Source organism: Pseudomonas sp. p99-361 (assembly GCF_003935475.1).
In the GTDB taxonomy this organism is placed as follows: domain Bacteria; phylum Pseudomonadota; class Gammaproteobacteria; order Pseudomonadales; family Pseudomonadaceae; genus Aquipseudomonas; species Aquipseudomonas juntendi.
The window spans coordinates 1-15664 of record NZ_RHQO01000001.1 but is presented as its reverse complement, the minus strand read 5'-3'; the positions used below and the strand labels follow the sequence as shown (position 1 = coordinate 15664).

Genomic DNA, 15664 nt, shown 5'->3' with positions numbered 1-15664 from the left:
GACCTTCAGTTGCCACTGTCGCAGCCGCTGCTGACCTCTTCAGGCACTGGCTCTTTCGCTACCCGCTTGCGGAACAGCGCTGCCCGTGCGAGCAGCAACGTGGTCACCGGCACAGTGATCGACAGCAGAATGGGGATCAGCCAGGCGTGCAGCACCGCCGCGTCCTTCAACCACGAAAAATAGATGATCGAGGCCAGTGCCACACACCAGGCGCCGATGGTCGAGGCCAGTGCCGGTGGGTGCATGCGCTGGAAGTAGTCTTTCAGGCGCACCAGGCCCACTGCACCTACCAGGGCGAACAGGCTGCCGGTGATCAGCAGCACCGCCGTGATCAGTTCCAGCCAGAATGGCAGTACCAAGGTTTCAGTCATTCGATCACCTCACCGCGCAGCAGGAACTTGGCCAGGGCAAACGAGCCGACGAAGCCGAACAGCGCAATCAACAGGGCACCTTCGAAGTAGGTGTCACTGGCATAACGGATACCCAGCACCAGCATGGTCAGCATGGCCAGGATATACAGGTAGTCCAGCGCCAGGACCCGGTCCTGGGCAGACGGGCCACGGAACAGCCTGAGCAGCGCCAGGGCCATGGCCAGGGCGAAAATGAACAGGCTGGCGAGGACAGCGTTGGCGAGCAGGCCTGTCATTGGAAAATCTCCATCAGTGGGCGTTCATACGTGTCCTTGAAGTGCTGGACGAAGGCCGCTTCATCGTCCAGGTCGAACACATGCAGCAGCAATACGCTGCGGTCCAGAGCCAGTTCCGACCAGACTGTGCCAGGCACCACCGTGGTAATCATCGCCAGTGCCGCCAGGCCGTGCGGGTCGCGCAGGGCCAGCGGTATATGCACGAATGCCGAACGTGGCGGCTGCTTGCCGGCCCGCAGCACGCCGCGGGCAACCAGCAGGTTGGACATGATGACATCGACGCCGACCCGGCCGATAAGCCGGGCGACGACCAGCGGCCGCTTGACGTGTGCGTGCTGCGGCCGCAAGGGGGCCATCAGCAGTGGCGCCAGCACGCCAAGGGCGGCGCCCAGCAGCAGGTTACCGGGGCTGACCGAGAGGTTGAGCAGCAGCCACAGGCCGAACAGCGAGACCGAGAGGAGCGGGGCGGGGAACATGCGGCTCATGGCAGCACCTCGTCGCTGGGCGAAGTCGGGCCAGGGATCGGCCGGGCGGCCATTACGGCATCGATATAGGCATCTGGCGCCTGCAGGCTGGCGGCCGTGTCCTGGGTGTAGCGCAGCAATGGCTCGGCCTTGAGGCTGAGGAAGATGCACAGGCCGAGCAGTATGACGATCGGCAGGCATTCGAACCGGCGCAGTACGGGTGACGGGCGCTCTTCGGGCTTCCAGAAGCGTTGGATGCCAACCCGGCCGAAGGCGATCAGCGAGGCCATGCCCGAGAGTATCAGCAACGCTACCAGCCCCCAGCCGGCGGCACTCAGGGGCTGCTCGACGGGGCCGCCCAGGCCGTTTGGGTTGAACAAGGCGCTGATCAGGTTGAGCTTGCCGACGAAGCCCGAGAGGGGCGGCATGCCGATGATCAGCAAGGCGCAGGCGATGAAACTAAGGCCCAGGAAAGCCATGGTCCAAGGGATGATCTGGCCGATCACCGCCTTCTGCTCGTCATCGAGGTTGATACCTTTGGGGGGGTGCAGCGACTCCAGCGGGGGCGGCATCACATCTTCTTCTTCGTCCAGCGGCGCTTCGTTGGCCGAGCGCGAGCGTTCGACCAGCTCGGCGAGCAGGAACAGGGCGCACAGTGCCAGGGTCGAGTTGACCAGATAGAACAGTGCCGCACCGGTCAGCGCGGGCTGGGCAAAGCCGACCGCGCCGAGCAGGGTGCCGGCCGAAACCAGGATGCTCAGCGCTGCCATGCGTTCCAGGCGCTGTGCTGCGAGAATGCACACTGCGGCCACCGCCAGGGTCACCAGGCCACCGTACACCAGCCATTGGCCGCCGAAATGGGCCGAAGCGCCGGCCTGGCCGGAGAACAGCAGCGTCCACAGGCGCAACACCGCGTACAGGCCGACCTTGGTCATGATGGCGAACAGCGCAGCCACCGGCGCACTGGCCGATGCATAGGCCGGTACCAACCAGAAGTTGAGCGGCCAGATGCCGGCCTTGACCAGGAAGGCCATGGCCAGGATGGCTGCACCGGCGTGCAGCAGGCCACGGTCAGCTTCTGGCACCAGGGGAATCTTCAGGGCCAGGTCAGCCATGTTCAGGGTGCCGGTGACGCCGTACAGCATCGCCGCGCCAATCAGGAAGAGCGACGAGGCAAACAGGTTGATGGCGATGTAGTGCAGGCCGGCACGCACGCGCGCGCGCCCCGACCCATGCAGCAACAGGCCGTAGGAAGCGGCCAGCAGCACTTCGAAGAACACGAACAGGTTGAACAGGTCGGCTGTGAGGAACGCGCCGTACAGGCCCATCAGCTGGATCTGGAACAGTGCGTGAAAGCTGGCCCCGGCACTGTCCCAGCGGGCGCGGGCAAACAACAGGGCACTGAAGCCGATGACCCCGGTCAGGGTCAGCAGCAGCGCAGACAAGTGGTCCAGCACCAGCACGATACCGAATGGCGCTGGCCAGTTACCCGGCAGGTACACGCCGATCGATTCCGCCTGGCCCTGGGTGCGTACCCACAGCAGCAGGCTGACGGCGATGGCCAGGCCGGTGAAGGTCGACAGCAGGTTCAGGCGGGCTTTGATGCGGCGGTGTTTTTCGCCCAGCAGCAGCATCATGGCCGCCGTGACCAACGGTAGCAGGATGGGCGCGACGATCAGTTGACTCATGTCGCTCATTCGTCACGCTCCCGGCCATCGACGTGGTCGGTCCCGGTCAGGCCCCGCGAGGCCAGCAGCACCACCAGGAACAGCGCGGTCATGGCAAAGCTGATCACGATGGCGGTCAACACCAGGGCTTGCGGCAGCGGGTCGGTGTAATGCAGCAAGTCCTGGGTCACGCCGTCCTTGATAATTGGCTCTTTGCCAATGAACAGGCTGCCCATGCTGAAGATGAACAGGTTGACGCCGTACGACAGCAGGCACAGGCCCATGATGACCTGGTAGGTACGCGGGCGCAGGATCAGCCATACGCCCGAGGCGGCCAGCACTCCGATGGCGACTGCAATGACTTCTTCCATCAGGCGGCTCCTGCTTGGTTGGTTTTCGCCGGGTTACCCGGGCGGTAGGCACGCACCGACTGGTGCGCCAGCGCAGTGAGGATCAACAGGGTCGAACCGACCACCACGGTGTACACGCCGACATCGAAGAACAGTGCACTGGCCACGTGCACGTCGCCCAGCAAGGGCAAGTGCAGGTGGGCGGTATGGGTGGTCAGGAACGGGTAGCCGAGCAGCATGGCGCCGCCCCCGGTGAGGGTTGCGCAAAGCAGGCCGGTGCCCATCCAGCGGAGCGGCCGCAGGCTCATCTGCGCCTCGACCCATTGGGTGCCGGCCACCATGTACTGCAGGATGAACGCCACCGACATTACCAAGCCAGCGACAAAACCGCCCCCTGGCTGGTTGTGCCCGCGCATGAACAGGTACATCGAGACCAGCAGGGCAATGGGCAGCAGCAGGCGCACCAGCACCGCTGGCACCATCATGAAGCCCAGTGCGGTATCGGTGGCATGCCGCGGGTTGATCAGGTCGGTGACCACGTCAGGCGCCAGTTGGCGCTGCTGGGCCGGCAACTGCATGCTCTCCTTGGGTGGGCGGAAGCGCCGCAGCAGGGCGAACACGGTCAGCGCCACGGCCACCAGCACGGTGATTTCACCGAGGGTGTCGAAACCGCGGAAGTCGACCAGCATGACGTTGACCACATTGGTGCCACCGCCCTGCGGCAGTGCCCGGCTGAGGTAGAACGAGGAAATGTCATTGGGTGTCGGCCGCGTCAGCATGGCATACGACAACAAGGCCATGCCGCCACCAACCAGTACCGCCAGCAGCAGGTCGCGCAAGCGGCGTATGCGCGCACGCTCCAGGCTGCCGGGCGATGGCGAGACGCCTTCGATACGCCGAGGCAACCAGCGCAAGCCGAGCAGGATAAGCACGGTGGTGACCACTTCCACCACCAGCTGGGTCAGGGCCAGGTCGGGTGCGGAGAACCAGACGAAGGTGATGCACGTCATCAGGCCGCAGACGCTGACCATGGTCAGGGCTGCCAGGCGATGGTACTTGGCCTGGTAGGCAGCGCCGATGGCGCAGGCGATTGCGATCAGCCACAGCGCCACGAATACCCCGGACCCGGGAATTTTCGGCCGCTCCCCCCAGCTCAGGCCGCTGTAGAGCATGGGCGTGAGGCCGGCCAGGAATGCGGCGACCACCAGCATGAACAGCTGCGACTGCAAACGCCGGCTGGTGAGCAGGCGCTCGATGCGCCGGGCAAGCAACATCAACTGCACCTGGCCGTATTCGAACAGGCGCTTGCCGTTGAACCGCTCGATCACCGGCGGGGAAGGGAAGCGCCCCCGGCGCAGTTGCTTGCGCAACATGAGGTACAAGACGATACCGCCGCTCATGGCGAGCAGGCTCATGATCAACGGCGCATTCCAGCCATGCCAGATCGCCAGGCTGTATTCCGGCAGGGTGCCGCCGACCACCGGCAATGCCGCGGCAGCCAGCAGCGGCCCGACCGACTGTGCGGGGAAAATACCCACGACCAGGCAGGTGAGTACCAGCAACTCCACCGGTGCACGCATCCAGCGCGGCGGTTCATGCGGGGTGTGCGGCAGGTCCTGGGCCGTAGGGCCGAAGAACACATCGACGGTAAAGCGCAGCGCATACGCCACGCTGAACGTGCCGGCGAGGGTGGCGACTACCGGCAGGGCGGCTTCGACCCAGGCGGTGGAGCTGATGAACACCGTTTCAGCGAAGAACATTTCCTTCGACAGGAAGCCGTTCATCAAGGGCACGCCAGCCATCGAGGCACTGGCCACCATGGCCAGGGTGGCGGTGTACGGCACCAGGCGGATCAGGCCACTGAGGCGGCGGATGTCGCGGGTGCCGCTTTCGTGGTCGATGATGCCTGCGGCCATGAACAGCGAGGCTTTGAAGGTGGCATGGTTGAGGATGTGGAACACCGCGGCGACCGCGGCCAGCGGGCTGTTCAGGCCGAGCAGCAGGGTAATCAGGCCGAGATGGCTGATGGTCGAGTAGGCCAGAAGGCCCTTCAGGTCATTCTGGAACATCGCGGCGAAGGCGCCGAGCAACAGCGTGATGGCGCCGGCGCCGCCGACGATCCAGAACCACTCCTCGCTGCCGGAGAGCACTGGCCACAGGCGGGCCAGCAGGAATACCCCGGCCTTGACCATGGTTGCGGAGTGCAGGTAGGCCGATACCGGCGTTGGCGCAGCCATGGCGTGGGGCAGCCAGAACTGGAAGGGGAACTGTGCGCTCTTGCTCAGGGCGCCGATCAAGATGAGGGGCAGCAGCACCGGATACAGCGCGTGCTGGCGGATGGTGTCGCCGGCAGCCAGGACCTTGTCCAGGTCGTAGCTGCCGACCACATGGCCGAGCAGCAGCGCCCCCACCAGCAGGCACAGGCCGCCTGCGCCCGTTACCATCAGTGCCATGTAGGCGCCGCGGCGGGCGTCTGCACGGTGGTGCCAGTAGCCGATAAGCAGGAAAGAGAACAGGCTGGTGAGCTCCCAGAAGAACACCAGCTGGATCAGGTTGCCGGAGATCACCAGGCCCAGCATGGCGCCCATGAACGCCAGGAAAAAGGCGAAGAAGCGCGGCACCGGGTCTTGGGGTGACATGTAGTAGCGCGCGTACAGCGACACCAGCGTGCCGATGCCCAGCACCAGCAGCGAGAACAGCCAGGCGAAGCCGTCCATGCGCAGCACCAGGTTCAGGCCCAGGCTGGGCAGCCACAGGAACTCTTCGCGAATCACGCCCCCGTGGGCGACCTGAGGGTAAAGCAGTGCTACCTGGACGGTACCGACCAGGGCTACGAGCCCGGCAAGGATGGACTCGGCGTTTCGTGCGTTGTGCGGCAGCACGGCTGCCAGGCAACTGCCCACGAACGGCAGAAGCAATAGCACTATCAAAGACATAGCGGCCTATTCTGGAGAAGTTTGCAAGGATCATACGTGCCGGGGGCGGTGATCACCAACACGCAAGCTGTCGCAGAATCCTACAAATAGACTGTGACAAGTGATTTTTTTATAACAGTTTTTTACAAAGCATAGCTGCAGTTGGCTGCTTCATAGGCCTGCCTGACGCTCACCCGGTACCTGTTCGCCGTCCGCTGTGGCGCATTCGCTGCGCCGCCGTACCTTGAGTTCGCTGACTACCACCGCGACCACGATCAGCAGGCCGCCCAGCAGCGCTACGCCGGGGAGCCGTTCGCCGGCGATACGCCCGACGATACCAGCCCACACCGGCTCACCAGCATAAATAAGCGTTGCCCGGGTGGGCGAGACCGACTTCTGCGCCCAGTTCATCGCCACCTGGATTACCGCACTCATCGCGCCCAGGCCGATAGCGCTGACCAGCAGCAGCCAGGAAAAGTCGGGGATGCGCTCCTGGGTCGGGACGATCATCAAAAACGCCAACACCGACGCGGTCGCCAACTGGACAACGGTGACCCGACGCACATCGACCTGGCCGGCGTAGCGGCTGATCAGGATGATCTCGCCGGCGATCGCCACAGCGCTGACCAAGGTCACCATTTCGCCTTCACTGAAATGCAGGCTGCCGCCTTCCGGGCCGGCCAGCAGCATCAGGCCGGCGAACGCCAGGCAAATGCCGATGCTGGGCATCAGGCCTGGCCGGCGGCCGAGTACCAGCCACTGCAACAGGGGCACGAACGGCACATACAGCGCAGTGATGAACGCCGACTGGCTGCTGCTGATGGTTTGCAGGCCCATGGTCTGCAAACCATAGCCGAGCATGATCGTGACACCGATCAGCATGCCGGCCTTGAGCTCGGTGAAGGTCAGCCCAGGCAGCGCCCGCGCTGACACCACGCCCACGAACAACGCCGCTGCCGCAAAGCGCAGGCCGACGAAGAACATCGGGCCGCTGACACTCATCACGTTATGGACGAGCAAAAAGGTGCCGCCCCACAACATGGTAATGAACACCAGCACGACCTCTGCCCTGCTCAGGCGAAAGGTAACGGTGGGGGTTGGCTTGCTGCTGGGCTGGATCATGGTCTTGCACACTCGGCGTCAGGCGGCGCAAAATCGCCGCAAAGTGGGCAGTATACTGCGCAATACACAACGGTGAGCAATATAGTGCACAAAGAATCCGCGCACCGTGCTTCGGTGCTGCAACACGTCAGCCTCAATGTTCGCAGCCTGCGCAACGCCGCTGGTATTAGCCAGGCTGTGCTGGCTGAACGCTCGGGGGTCAGCCGGCGCATGCTGGTGGCCATCGAGGCGGGGGAAAAGAACGTCAGCCTGACCACCCTGGATTTGATCGCCGAGGCGTTGGGGGTGGCCTTCAGTACGTTGATTCAGGCGCCGGACCTGCGTGATCCAGGGCGTATCGAAGAGCTGGCCTGGGCGGGCGAGCACCCGCAGAGCCGGGCGGTTTTGCTGGGCACTAGCGCGGCGCGGCGCGAGGTCGAGCTGTGGGAGTGGACGCTGGCGCCAGGCGAGCGTTATGCCAGCGAGGCCGATGCCGAGGGTTGGAGTGAGCAGATCTATGTATGCGCAGGGCAACTTACCCTGATCATCGAGGGGATGGAACATCGCCTGCAGGTGGGGCAGTTCCAGGTATTCCCCAGCAATTGCCAGTACGCCTACCGGAACGATGGCACTGTGCCGGTGCGGTTTGTGCGTAATGTGGTGATCTGAGGCCCTGCAGGTTCGACGCCACGTGGTGGTGTGCAAGTGATCTGCCGGCGGGATGGGGCGCAAAGCGCCCCGAGCACCTCAAGCCTGCTCGGCCACCATTTCGCTCGTCTTCACGACTTTGGCGTAGGCGAAGGCCAACGCTGCCATGGTCGTATCCTGTACCTGGGCCGCTGGCACCTGCTTGCCGTCGAACGTCAGTGCCAGGGTCGCGCAGGCATCGTGCACCACGGTCACTTCAAAGCCCAGGTCGGCGGCTGCCCGGGTAGCGGCATCAATGCACATGTGGCTCATGCTGCCAACGATGGTCACGGCTTCGATGCCATGCGTTCGGAGCGTTTGTTCAAGGCCAGTTTCGAGAAAGGCGTTGACCTTGTGCTTGAGTATCACCGGCTCGCCTGCAGCCGGCTGGACCTTGCTGTAGAAGGCGGCGCCCGGCGAACCCGGGGCAAAGAATGGCGCATCGGCGCTGGTGAACTCATGCCGCACATGCACCACCAGGTCGCCGCGCGTGCGGGCAGCGGCCAGCACGCGGGCCGCGTTTTCGGCCGCTGCCTCAGCCCCATCGAGGGGCCACTTGCCGCCTGGGAAGTAGTCGTTCTGGATGTCGATGATGATCAGCGCGTGCTTGTTCATGCTGCCTCCTGTGGCAGTAGTCGTGGGTTGGTGTTAGTTATAGGCTGTGGGGCCCGACCTGAGGATTGGCGTGAACGACACTATGCGGGTGAAAACTGACAACACGGCCAGGCTGGACATCGGCTTGTTGCTTTACCCTGGGGTACAGCAGGCTGCCCTGTATGGCCTGCGCGACCTCTTCACCGTGGCCAATCGGGTCGCTGCCGAACTGGGTGCTGTCGCGTTGCCGCGGGTGCGCATCAGCTTCTGGCAGGTCGACGTCGCAGGTCACTTGCAACTGGCGCTTGGCAGCCCGGCTGTCGACCTGGCAGGCGTGCGTGTCCTGATCATCCCGCCAAGCCTGGAATCGGCCCCGCATGGCGACCTGCTGGAACAGCATCGGTCGTCCCTGTGCCTGTTGCACGGGCGTGGCGCGGTGCTGGCGTCGGTGTGTATCGGCGTGTTTTTCATCGCCGCCAGTGGCTTGCTGGATGGTCGCCCGGCCTGTACCCACTGGAACTACGTGCAGGCGCTGGCGCAGCGGTTCCCCAACGTGCGCGTGCAGACCCAGCAGCCGCTACTGGACGACGGCGACATTGTTACCTCGGCGGGGTTGATGGCCTGGACCGACCTGGGGCTGCGGCTGCTCGAACGTTTTCTGGGGGCGACGGTAGCGCGGGAAACTGCCCGCTATCTGGCAGTTGAACCTGTCACCGCGGCATTGCCCGGGGCGTTGTTCAACCCTCGCCTGGACCATGGCGACGAAGCCATCCTGAAAGTGCAGCATTGGCTGCAGGGCAGTGACGGGCAGCATGCAGACCTGGCTGCGATGGCGGCCTGCGCGGGGTTGGAAGGGCGCACGTTCCTGCGGCGTTTTCGAGCCGCCACCGGGTTGCGCCCCACCGAATACTGCCAGCAGGTGCGCGTAGGGCGCGCGTGCCGGTTGCTGGAGTTCACCCGGCGCAATGTCGAGCAGATCGCCTGGGGGGTTGGCTATGAGGACCCGGGGGCGTTTCGCAAAGTCTTTCAGCGCATCACCGGGCTGACGCCGAGTGAGTACCGGCGACGCTTTGCGGTAACGGCGTAGCGCGTGCACAAACCGCTTGACCTTGACTTAACTTGAGGTTTTACCCTGCTCGGCATCGCGCTGCATGCGCCCGTAGCCAGGAGACTGTCGATGTCGGCAAACCCTCAAGCCCTGTGGTTCACCCAGATGATCGAATATGAAGTGCCAAGCCCGTGCCAGCAGGCGTTGGCTCAAGCGCTGGTGGTGCGCAGCGAAGTGTTGGCAGCGCGCTGCGAAGGCCTGCAAGGCGTCAGCATTCAGGCAAGCGACGATGGCAGCCGGGTGCTGCAGTACCTGCAATGGCAGTCACGCCAGGCATGGTCGGCGGCGGCCGTGTATTTCAACGAGGAACCCTTCCTCGAGCTGTTGCGCCGGCACCAGGCACGGGGTGTCAATTTTGCGGCCTACCAGACCTTGCGCAGCTTGGTGCGCAGCGCCGACGGCGGCCTGCATTGCCAGGTAGGGGAGGGTCAGGCGTACCACGGTGCGTAGTGTGGGTAGCGGTCCAGGCGGGCACCGATGACCATTTCGCTGACCCATGCCGCCAGCATCGAGCTGTAGGCTTTCTGGCTTTCTTCACTGGATAACGCGTGGTCGGCGCCGTCGACCATGCGGTGGGTCAGTGAGTGGGCGCTGACGAATGCCGAGCGGTAGCTCATCAAGGTGCTGTGCGGGACATAGTCGTCCTGTTCGGACTCCACCAGCAGCACATCACCGACGAACTCGGCGCAGGCGGCCAGGGCGCGGTTGTCGGCCGGCCCCAAGGGGCGCTGGCGGTAGGCGTTCAAGCGCTGACGATCAAGGGCTTGCTTGGGGCTGTCCCATTCTTCGTCCCAGTACATGGCCGGCACCCGCAGGGCCAGCCATTTCACCGGGCGCTCGCGGGTCAGCAAGGTGGCCAGGTAGCCGCCATAGCTGCTGCCGATGATGGCGATGGCGTTGCTGTCGACCGCCGGGTGGCTGATCAGGCGGTCGTAAGCCACCAGCAGGTCTTGCAGGTTCTGCTCACGGGTAACGGTCAGGCGCTGGCTTTGGGTTTTTTCATGGCCGCGCAGGTCGAAGGTCATGCATACGCAGCCCAGGCCGGTGATGTGTCGGGCGCGAGCCAGGTCACGTTGCTGGCTGCCACCCCAGCCGTGGACGAAGAGAATACCTGGCATCTTGCTGCCAGGGCTGACCAAGGTCCCGGCGATGCGGTCGTTCTCGACCTGCAGTTCGACGGTTTCACTCTGAATGGCCATGCTCGCGAATCCGCGCAAATTTGCTGAGTTGTCCGAGTTCACTGTCGTTTCCTTGGTAGAAAAGGGTGGCATCCGCGGGCAGGTCGGCGCTGCCGAACACTTCATGGGTGGACGCACGTACCTGCTGCAGTGCCGGGTCGTCGGCAAATGCCTGCAGGGCCAGCAGCTCGGCGCTGCTGGCACCGCCCAGGCGCCAGGATTGTTCGAGTACCCCGCTGCATGGCTGGCCAGAGGCAGTGGTGCCGCGGGCGATATCGTAGTTGCGCCGCGACGCCACAAAACCCGGAAAATGCCGTTCGGCAGCCTGTTCGTAGACCATGGCCTGGTTCACGGCCAGCCGCAGGTGGTCTTCAAGGGGACGTTGCAACAGGGCCTGATAGTCGCCACGGACTACGATCAGGTCAGATCCCCCGTACACCTCGCAGCCCTGATGGTCACGGGTGAGTTGCTGGGTGCCATGGTAGCTGCAGGTGAGGCCGGCCACCCTGACCTGACCAACGCTGAAGGTCTGCACTTGGCTCAGGTCTTCTTCCAGCACCAGTCCCCATACCGCCAACTGCTGGTCGTCCATACCGTTCAGCAAAGGGGTCAGCTGGTCCAGTTCTGTGATCACCTGTTGCCCGCGGCCTGCGCTGGCCCGTACTGGCTTGACCCGCACAGGACCAGCGCGCAACAGCAAGGCTGCAGCATGGCGGGCATCGGGTTTGCTGAACACCGTAAAACCGCGCAGCAAGGCGTCGCCGGCCTGGCGGGCGAAGCCATCGGTCCAGCCCGCAGGGCTGGTGGCTCCCGCAGGCAGCGGGTGGGAAATGGCTTTGGTGGCCATGTAGGGGCAGGGCACCACGCCGCCGAATAGATCGGACTCACTGACAACGCCCAGGCTGGCAGCCTGCTCGGTGTCGGTCAGGGTTTCGGTCGGGATGCAATAGTAGTTGTCGGTGGCGACAGGCAGCCGCGTGGGCTGCACATGGGGGCAGCCCAGCAAGCGTGCCAGGCCCTCGGCGAGCTTCAGGTGCACGGCCCGCTCATGCTCGGGTGTATGTTCCCGAGTGTCGAGCAGCACGACTGCAGTTTTAGCGGGGCAGGCACTGGGCATGGTCTGCTGCCTGTGTGTGGCGAATGTACAGTGTGTGAAGCCGTGACCCTGGGGAAGTTCAGCACTACTTGATCGGCGGTCCTTGTGTAGGACGGTTCCGGTTCGCGCCTGGGCGATTGCAGGGCTTTGGCGCCTGCTCCATTATCCGCCTATTGGATCAACCGTGATGTAGCCGCAGGAGAGCGCATGAACGTGCAGACCCCCTTTGAACACAGCGTGCCACAGCGCCTGATGCGTCTGCGCCAGGCCATGGCGGCAAGGCACGTCGATGCCTTGCTGGTGCCTTCATCCGACCCGCACCTCTCCGAATACCTGCCCGGCTATTGGCAAGGGCGCCAGTGGCTGTCGGGGTTTCATGGCTCGGTGGGTACACTGGTGGTGACCTCGGCGTTTGCCGGGCTATGGGTCGATAGCCGCTACTGGGAACAGGCCGAGCATGAATTGGCCGGCAGTGGCATCGAGCTGATGAAGCTGTCGCCGGGCAAGCCTGGCGCGCTGGAGTGGCTGGGAGAGCACGCTGAGCCTAACGGCACCGTGGCAGTCGACGGTGCCGTCATGGCATTGGCCTCGGCGCGGCAATTGGCAGAGCGCCTGAAGGCGCGCGGGGCGCGGCTGGTAACCGACCATGACCTGCTGGGCGAGGTGTGGGACGGGCGCCCGGCGCTGCCTGGCAATCCGGTCTATCAGCATTTGCAGCCGCACGCCACGACGAGCCGGGCGCAAAAGCTCGCGCAGTTGCGCCAGGCCATGCAGGCCAAGGGGGCCGACTGGCACTTCATTGCCACCCTCGATGACATCGCCTGGCTGTTCAATCTGCGCGGTAGCGACGTCTCATACAACCCGGTGTTTCTGGCCTTCGCCTTGATCAGCCAGCAGCAGGCCATGCTGTTCGTTGGCCAAGGCAAGGTGGATGCGCACCTGCGCCAGGTACTGGCGAGCGACGGTGTCGAAGTGCGCGACTACAACGAAGCAGGGCAGGCGCTGGCTGCCATGGCGGCAGGCAGTCGGCTGCTGGTGGACCCGGCACGCGTCACCTGTAGCCTGTTGGCCAACTTGCCGGCGGGTGTGGCGCTGGTCGAGGGGCTGAACCCCACCACCCTGAGCAAGGCCTGCAAGGGTGACGCTGATCTCCCCTACATCCGTCAGGTCATGGAGGAAGACGGGGCGGCATTGTGCGAATTCTTCGCCTGGCTGGAAGCCAACCTTGGTCGAGAGGTCGTCACCGAGCTGACCGTGGACGAGCAATTGAGTGCCGCACGTGCACGGCAGGCGAATTTCGTGTCGCTGAGCTTTTCGACCATTGCAGCCTTCAATGCCAATGGTGCCATGCCGCATTACCGCGCCACCGAGCAGTCGCATGCACGCATCGAAGGCAACGGGCTGTTGCTGATCGATTCGGGTGGGCAGTACCTGGGGGGGACTACTGACATCACTCGCATGGTGCCGGTGGGTGTTCCCAGCCAGGCGCAGAAGGAAGACTGCACCCGCGTGCTCAAAGGCATGATCGCCCTGTCGCGGGCCACGTTTCCCCGTGGCATCCTGTCGCCCCTGCTCGATGCCATTGCGCGCGCGCCGATCTGGGCTGACCAGGTCGACTACGGGCATGGGACCGGGCATGGGGTGGGCTATTTCCTCAATGTGCATGAGGGGCCGCAAGTGATTGCCTACCAGGCGGCACCGGCGCCCCATACTGCCATGCAGGCGGGCATGATCAGCTCGATCGAGCCGGGCACCTACAGGCCTGGGCAATGGGGGGTACGCATCGAGAATCTGGTGGTCAACCGCGAAGCAGGCACGAGCGCCTTCGGTGACTTCCTGAACTTCGAGACCTTGACACTGTGCCCGATCGACGCCCGCTGCCTCCTGCCCGAACGACTGACCCAATGCGAACTGGAGTGGCTCAATGGCTATCATGCTCACGTGCGCGAGCGTTTGGCCCCGTTGTTGAAAGGGGAGGCGCTTGGCTGGCTCGAAGCGCGCACCGCGCCGCTGTAAAGCGCGGCAAAGAGGGCAGCCGATGCGCTGCCCTTGCTGCTATTTGCAGATGACAATCATGCTGCGGCTGGTGTAGCCCGCTGGGTTGATGCCGAACAAATAGTCACCGTCTTCTTCGTCGCTGTCACCAGAACGTGCGACCACCCGGTAACCGCGGGTGCTGCAAGCGCTTGCAGCCTTGCTGTAACACTTGTCCCACGAGGATGAAAGGCCGGAGCAATTGATATGCAGGCCCTTTTTGCCCTTCTTGACCTCGGTCTTGGCCGTGGCGGCACATCCAGCAATAGCCAAGATGGCCAGGATGAGAAAAATACGTTTCATTCCTGTCCTTATATGCAGGGCGAATCCGATGTCAGACCCTGTCGTTATCGCTTCGGTTCTTCCTGAGTTTCCTCAGCGCCAGTGTTCGCTTCAGTAGAACGCGTGAAGATCGTGATGCTGTGACAGCTTAATCAGCGGGGCCGATCGCGACAATCACTAATACGGTCTCAAATGAAAATATTTCTCATATCAGTCGGCGGCGATGGGTGGGCTGGTTTCTTTCCGCATCGACAGCGTGGTGCCCACAGAGGCCGCAATGATCGCCAGGATCGCCAGCCATTGGGTGACTGTCAGAACTTCGCCAAGGAACAAAAGGCCCGACAGCGCCCCGAATGCAGGCTCGATGCTCATGAGGGTGCCGAAAGTGCGCGCCGGAATGCGCGTCAGGGCAACCATTTCCAGGCTGTAGGGCAGGGCGGTGGACAGCACTGCAACGGCGAGCGCTACGGGAATCAGCGCCGGGGTGAGCAGTGCGCTGCCGGCATGGGCGATGCCGATAGGTGCGACGAACAGGGCGGCTACCACCACGCCCAGGGCTGCACTCTGGATGCCGTGCTCGGCGCCGGCGCGTTGCCCGAACAGGATATACAGTGCCCAGCAAACACCCGCCCCCAGGGCATAGGCTGCGCCCACGGGGTCAAGTGCTTGCCCGCCATGGCCGGCCGGCAGCAAGAGCAGCAAGCCAACAATGGCCAATGCGATCCAAAGGAAGTCGGTGGGTCGACGCGAAGACAGCAGCGCCACGGCTAGCGGACCGGTGAACTCAAGGGCCACGGCAATGCCGATGGGCACCGTTTGCAGTGCCATATAAAAGAGGAAATTCATGCCGCCTAGGGCCATGCCATAAATGATGATGTTGCGCAGGGTTTTGGCGGTCAGGCGAACCCGCCAGGGGCGCAGTATCAGCAGCATGATGATGCTGGCGAAGATCAGCCGCAGGGTGGTGGTGCCTTGTGCGCCAACGATGGGGAACATGCTTTTGGCCAAAGAAGCGCCTGACTGGATCGATGCCATGGCAATCAGCAGCAAGCCTATCGGGAAGAGGGTGGCGGCCAGGCTGCGGGGCTGGGTGTTCATTTAAGGTCGGCATTCCTTTGGAGGGGGGGCGGGTGAGCAATATAGTGCGCAATTAGCAGGGTAGTGGGCAAGGTGCCCTGCAGAGGTTTTGTAGCGCTGGCTAGCGTGCAGGGCAGGGTGCAGGCCGAGCACGCTGTTGCTCGGCTGCAGGGATTCTGCGGAAAACCTAAATTATTGAAATTAAAGGTTGACCTACAAAAAAGCCGCCCTATAATGCGCACCATTCCAACGCGGTAGCAGGCACTGCCAGCCACTGTGTTGAGTCAAGTGTTTGAAGCTAAACGAGTTTCTCGCAAAAAACTTCAAAATAAACGCTTGACAGCAAATGAGGAAAGCGTAGAATGCGCGCCTCGGTTGAGACGAAACGCTCTTAACCAACCGCTCTTTAACAAATCGAATCAAGCAATTCGTGTGGGTGCTTGTGAGTACGGACTGATAGTCACA

General features: G+C 63.4%; 16 protein-coding genes. 4 read left to right on the top strand and 12 right to left on the bottom strand.

What is annotated here, in order from left to right; translation table 11 throughout:
* Nucleotides 1-5: 5 nt before the first annotated feature.
* The 7 genes from EGJ22_RS00080 to EGJ22_RS00050 form a co-directional block, all read right to left on the bottom strand.
* Nucleotides 6-371, bottom strand: a complete 366-nt coding sequence (locus EGJ22_RS00080) for a Na+/H+ antiporter subunit G (protein WP_009684171.1) — start codon at nt 369-371, stop codon at nt 6-8.
* The gene (locus EGJ22_RS00075) at nt 368-646 is read right to left on the bottom strand and encodes a K+/H+ antiporter subunit F (protein ID WP_029885262.1); all 279 of its coding nucleotides are present in this window, start codon (nt 644-646) and stop codon (nt 368-370) included. Before EGJ22_RS00075 ends, EGJ22_RS00080 begins: the two co-directional genes overlap by 4 nt.
* Entirely contained in the window at nt 643-1131 is a 489-nt protein-coding gene (locus EGJ22_RS00070; RefSeq protein WP_009684169.1) for a Na+/H+ antiporter subunit E, read from the bottom strand. The genes EGJ22_RS00075 and EGJ22_RS00070 overlap by 4 nt, the downstream gene beginning before the upstream one ends.
* Nucleotides 1128-2807, bottom strand: a complete 1680-nt coding sequence (locus tag EGJ22_RS00065; RefSeq protein ID WP_064314351.1) for a monovalent cation/H+ antiporter subunit D — start codon at nt 2805-2807, stop codon at nt 1128-1130. The genes EGJ22_RS00070 and EGJ22_RS00065 overlap by 4 nt, the downstream gene beginning before the upstream one ends.
* Entirely contained in the window at nt 2804-3148 is a 345-nt protein-coding gene (locus EGJ22_RS00060; RefSeq protein WP_003250128.1) for a Na+/H+ antiporter subunit C, read from the bottom strand. The genes EGJ22_RS00065 and EGJ22_RS00060 overlap by 4 nt, the downstream gene beginning before the upstream one ends.
* Nucleotides 3148-6063 (bottom strand): monovalent cation/H+ antiporter subunit A, encoded by a 2916-nt coding sequence (locus EGJ22_RS00055; RefSeq protein ID WP_029885260.1) that lies wholly within the window; start codon nt 6061-6063, stop codon nt 3148-3150. Before EGJ22_RS00055 ends, EGJ22_RS00060 begins: the two co-directional genes overlap by 1 nt.
* A gap of 150 nt (nt 6064-6213) precedes the next feature.
* On the bottom strand, nt 6214-7164 hold the full coding sequence (locus EGJ22_RS00050) for a DMT family transporter (RefSeq protein ID WP_029885259.1): 951 nt from the start codon (nt 7162-7164) through the stop codon (nt 6214-6216).
* Between the two features lie 84 nt (nt 7165-7248).
* Here EGJ22_RS00050 and EGJ22_RS00045 point away from each other — a divergent pair, with 84 nt between their 5' ends.
* A complete protein-coding gene (locus EGJ22_RS00045; RefSeq protein ID WP_029885258.1) occupies nt 7249-7812 on the top strand; it encodes a helix-turn-helix domain-containing protein in 564 nt (187 codons plus the stop codon).
* A 78-nt stretch (nt 7813-7890) separates the two neighbouring features.
* On the opposite strand, the gene EGJ22_RS00040 is transcribed toward EGJ22_RS00045, so the two are convergent.
* Nucleotides 7891-8445, bottom strand: a complete 555-nt coding sequence (locus tag EGJ22_RS00040) for a cysteine hydrolase family protein (protein WP_029885257.1) — start codon at nt 8443-8445, stop codon at nt 7891-7893.
* An 82-nt stretch (nt 8446-8527) separates the two neighbouring features.
* Here EGJ22_RS00040 and EGJ22_RS00035 point away from each other — a divergent pair, with 82 nt between their 5' ends.
* The gene (locus EGJ22_RS00035) at nt 8528-9511 is read left to right on the top strand and encodes a GlxA family transcriptional regulator (RefSeq protein WP_029885256.1); all 984 of its coding nucleotides are present in this window, start codon (nt 8528-8530) and stop codon (nt 9509-9511) included.
* 90 nt (nt 9512-9601) lie between these two features.
* The gene (locus EGJ22_RS00030) at nt 9602-9982 is read left to right on the top strand and encodes an antibiotic biosynthesis monooxygenase (protein ID WP_029885255.1); all 381 of its coding nucleotides are present in this window, start codon (nt 9602-9604) and stop codon (nt 9980-9982) included.
* Here the strand turns inward: EGJ22_RS00030 and EGJ22_RS00025 are convergent.
* Together EGJ22_RS00025 and EGJ22_RS00020 are read right to left on the bottom strand one after the other, a co-directional pair.
* Entirely contained in the window at nt 9961-10731 is a 771-nt protein-coding gene (locus EGJ22_RS00025; RefSeq protein ID WP_029885254.1) for a S9 family peptidase, read from the bottom strand. The genes EGJ22_RS00030 and EGJ22_RS00025 overlap by 22 nt on opposite strands.
* A complete protein-coding gene (locus EGJ22_RS00020; protein WP_029885253.1) occupies nt 10715-11827 on the bottom strand; it encodes a DUF3182 family protein in 1113 nt (370 codons plus the stop codon). Before EGJ22_RS00020 ends, EGJ22_RS00025 begins: the two co-directional genes overlap by 17 nt.
* A 186-nt stretch (nt 11828-12013) precedes the next feature.
* On the opposite strand from EGJ22_RS00020, the gene EGJ22_RS00015 reads away from it, so the two are divergent.
* Complete coding sequence (locus EGJ22_RS00015; protein ID WP_029885252.1) at nt 12014-13822, top strand: aminopeptidase P family protein; 1809 nt, start codon at nt 12014-12016, stop codon at nt 13820-13822.
* Between the two features lie 39 nt (nt 13823-13861).
* Here EGJ22_RS00015 and EGJ22_RS00010 read toward each other — a convergent pair whose 3' ends face one another.
* Nucleotides 13862-14143: a hypothetical protein gene (locus tag EGJ22_RS00010; protein WP_009684158.1), complete on the bottom strand. Its 282-nt coding sequence runs from the start codon at nt 14141-14143 to the stop codon at nt 13862-13864.
* Between the two features lie 189 nt (nt 14144-14332).
* Complete coding sequence (gene rhtA / locus EGJ22_RS00005; RefSeq protein WP_029885251.1) at nt 14333-15220, bottom strand: threonine/homoserine exporter RhtA; 888 nt, start codon at nt 15218-15220, stop codon at nt 14333-14335.
* Nucleotides 15221-15664 lie beyond the last annotated feature (444 nt).

Excerpts from the sequence above, each read along its gene's own strand:
- EGJ22_RS00080 (WP_009684171.1), bottom strand. The coding sequence starts at position 371 with ATGACTGAAACCTTGGTACTGCCATTCTGGCTGGAACTGATCACGGCG.
- EGJ22_RS00020 (WP_029885253.1), bottom strand. The coding sequence starts at position 11,827 with ATGCCCAGTGCCTGCCCCGCTAAAACTGCAGTCGTGCTGCTCGACACT.
- EGJ22_RS00040 (WP_029885257.1), bottom strand. The coding sequence starts at position 8,445 with ATGAACAAGCACGCGCTGATCATCATCGACATCCAGAACGACTACTTC.
- EGJ22_RS00010 (WP_009684158.1), bottom strand. The coding sequence starts at position 14,143 with ATGAAACGTATTTTTCTCATCCTGGCCATCTTGGCTATTGCTGGATGT.
- EGJ22_RS00070 (WP_009684169.1), bottom strand. The coding sequence starts at position 1,131 with ATGAGCCGCATGTTCCCCGCCCCGCTCCTCTCGGTCTCGCTGTTCGGC.
- EGJ22_RS00015 (WP_029885252.1), top strand. The coding sequence starts at position 12,014 with ATGAACGTGCAGACCCCCTTTGAACACAGCGTGCCACAGCGCCTGATG.
- EGJ22_RS00025 (WP_029885254.1), bottom strand. The coding sequence starts at position 10,731 with ATGGCCATTCAGAGTGAAACCGTCGAACTGCAGGTCGAGAACGACCGC.
- EGJ22_RS00035 (WP_029885256.1), top strand. The coding sequence starts at position 8,528 with ATGCGGGTGAAAACTGACAACACGGCCAGGCTGGACATCGGCTTGTTG.
- EGJ22_RS00030 (WP_029885255.1), top strand. The coding sequence starts at position 9,602 with ATGTCGGCAAACCCTCAAGCCCTGTGGTTCACCCAGATGATCGAATAT.
- rhtA (WP_029885251.1), bottom strand. The coding sequence starts at position 15,220 with ATGAACACCCAGCCCCGCAGCCTGGCCGCCACCCTCTTCCCGATAGGC.
- EGJ22_RS00065 (WP_064314351.1), bottom strand. The coding sequence starts at position 2,807 with ATGAGCGACATGAGTCAACTGATCGTCGCGCCCATCCTGCTACCGTTG.
- EGJ22_RS00075 (WP_029885262.1), bottom strand. The coding sequence starts at position 646 with ATGACAGGCCTGCTCGCCAACGCTGTCCTCGCCAGCCTGTTCATTTTC.
- EGJ22_RS00060 (WP_003250128.1), bottom strand. The coding sequence starts at position 3,148 with ATGGAAGAAGTCATTGCAGTCGCCATCGGAGTGCTGGCCGCCTCGGGC.
- EGJ22_RS00050 (WP_029885259.1), bottom strand. The coding sequence starts at position 7,164 with ATGATCCAGCCCAGCAGCAAGCCAACCCCCACCGTTACCTTTCGCCTG.
- EGJ22_RS00055 (WP_029885260.1), bottom strand. The coding sequence starts at position 6,063 with ATGTCTTTGATAGTGCTATTGCTTCTGCCGTTCGTGGGCAGTTGCCTG.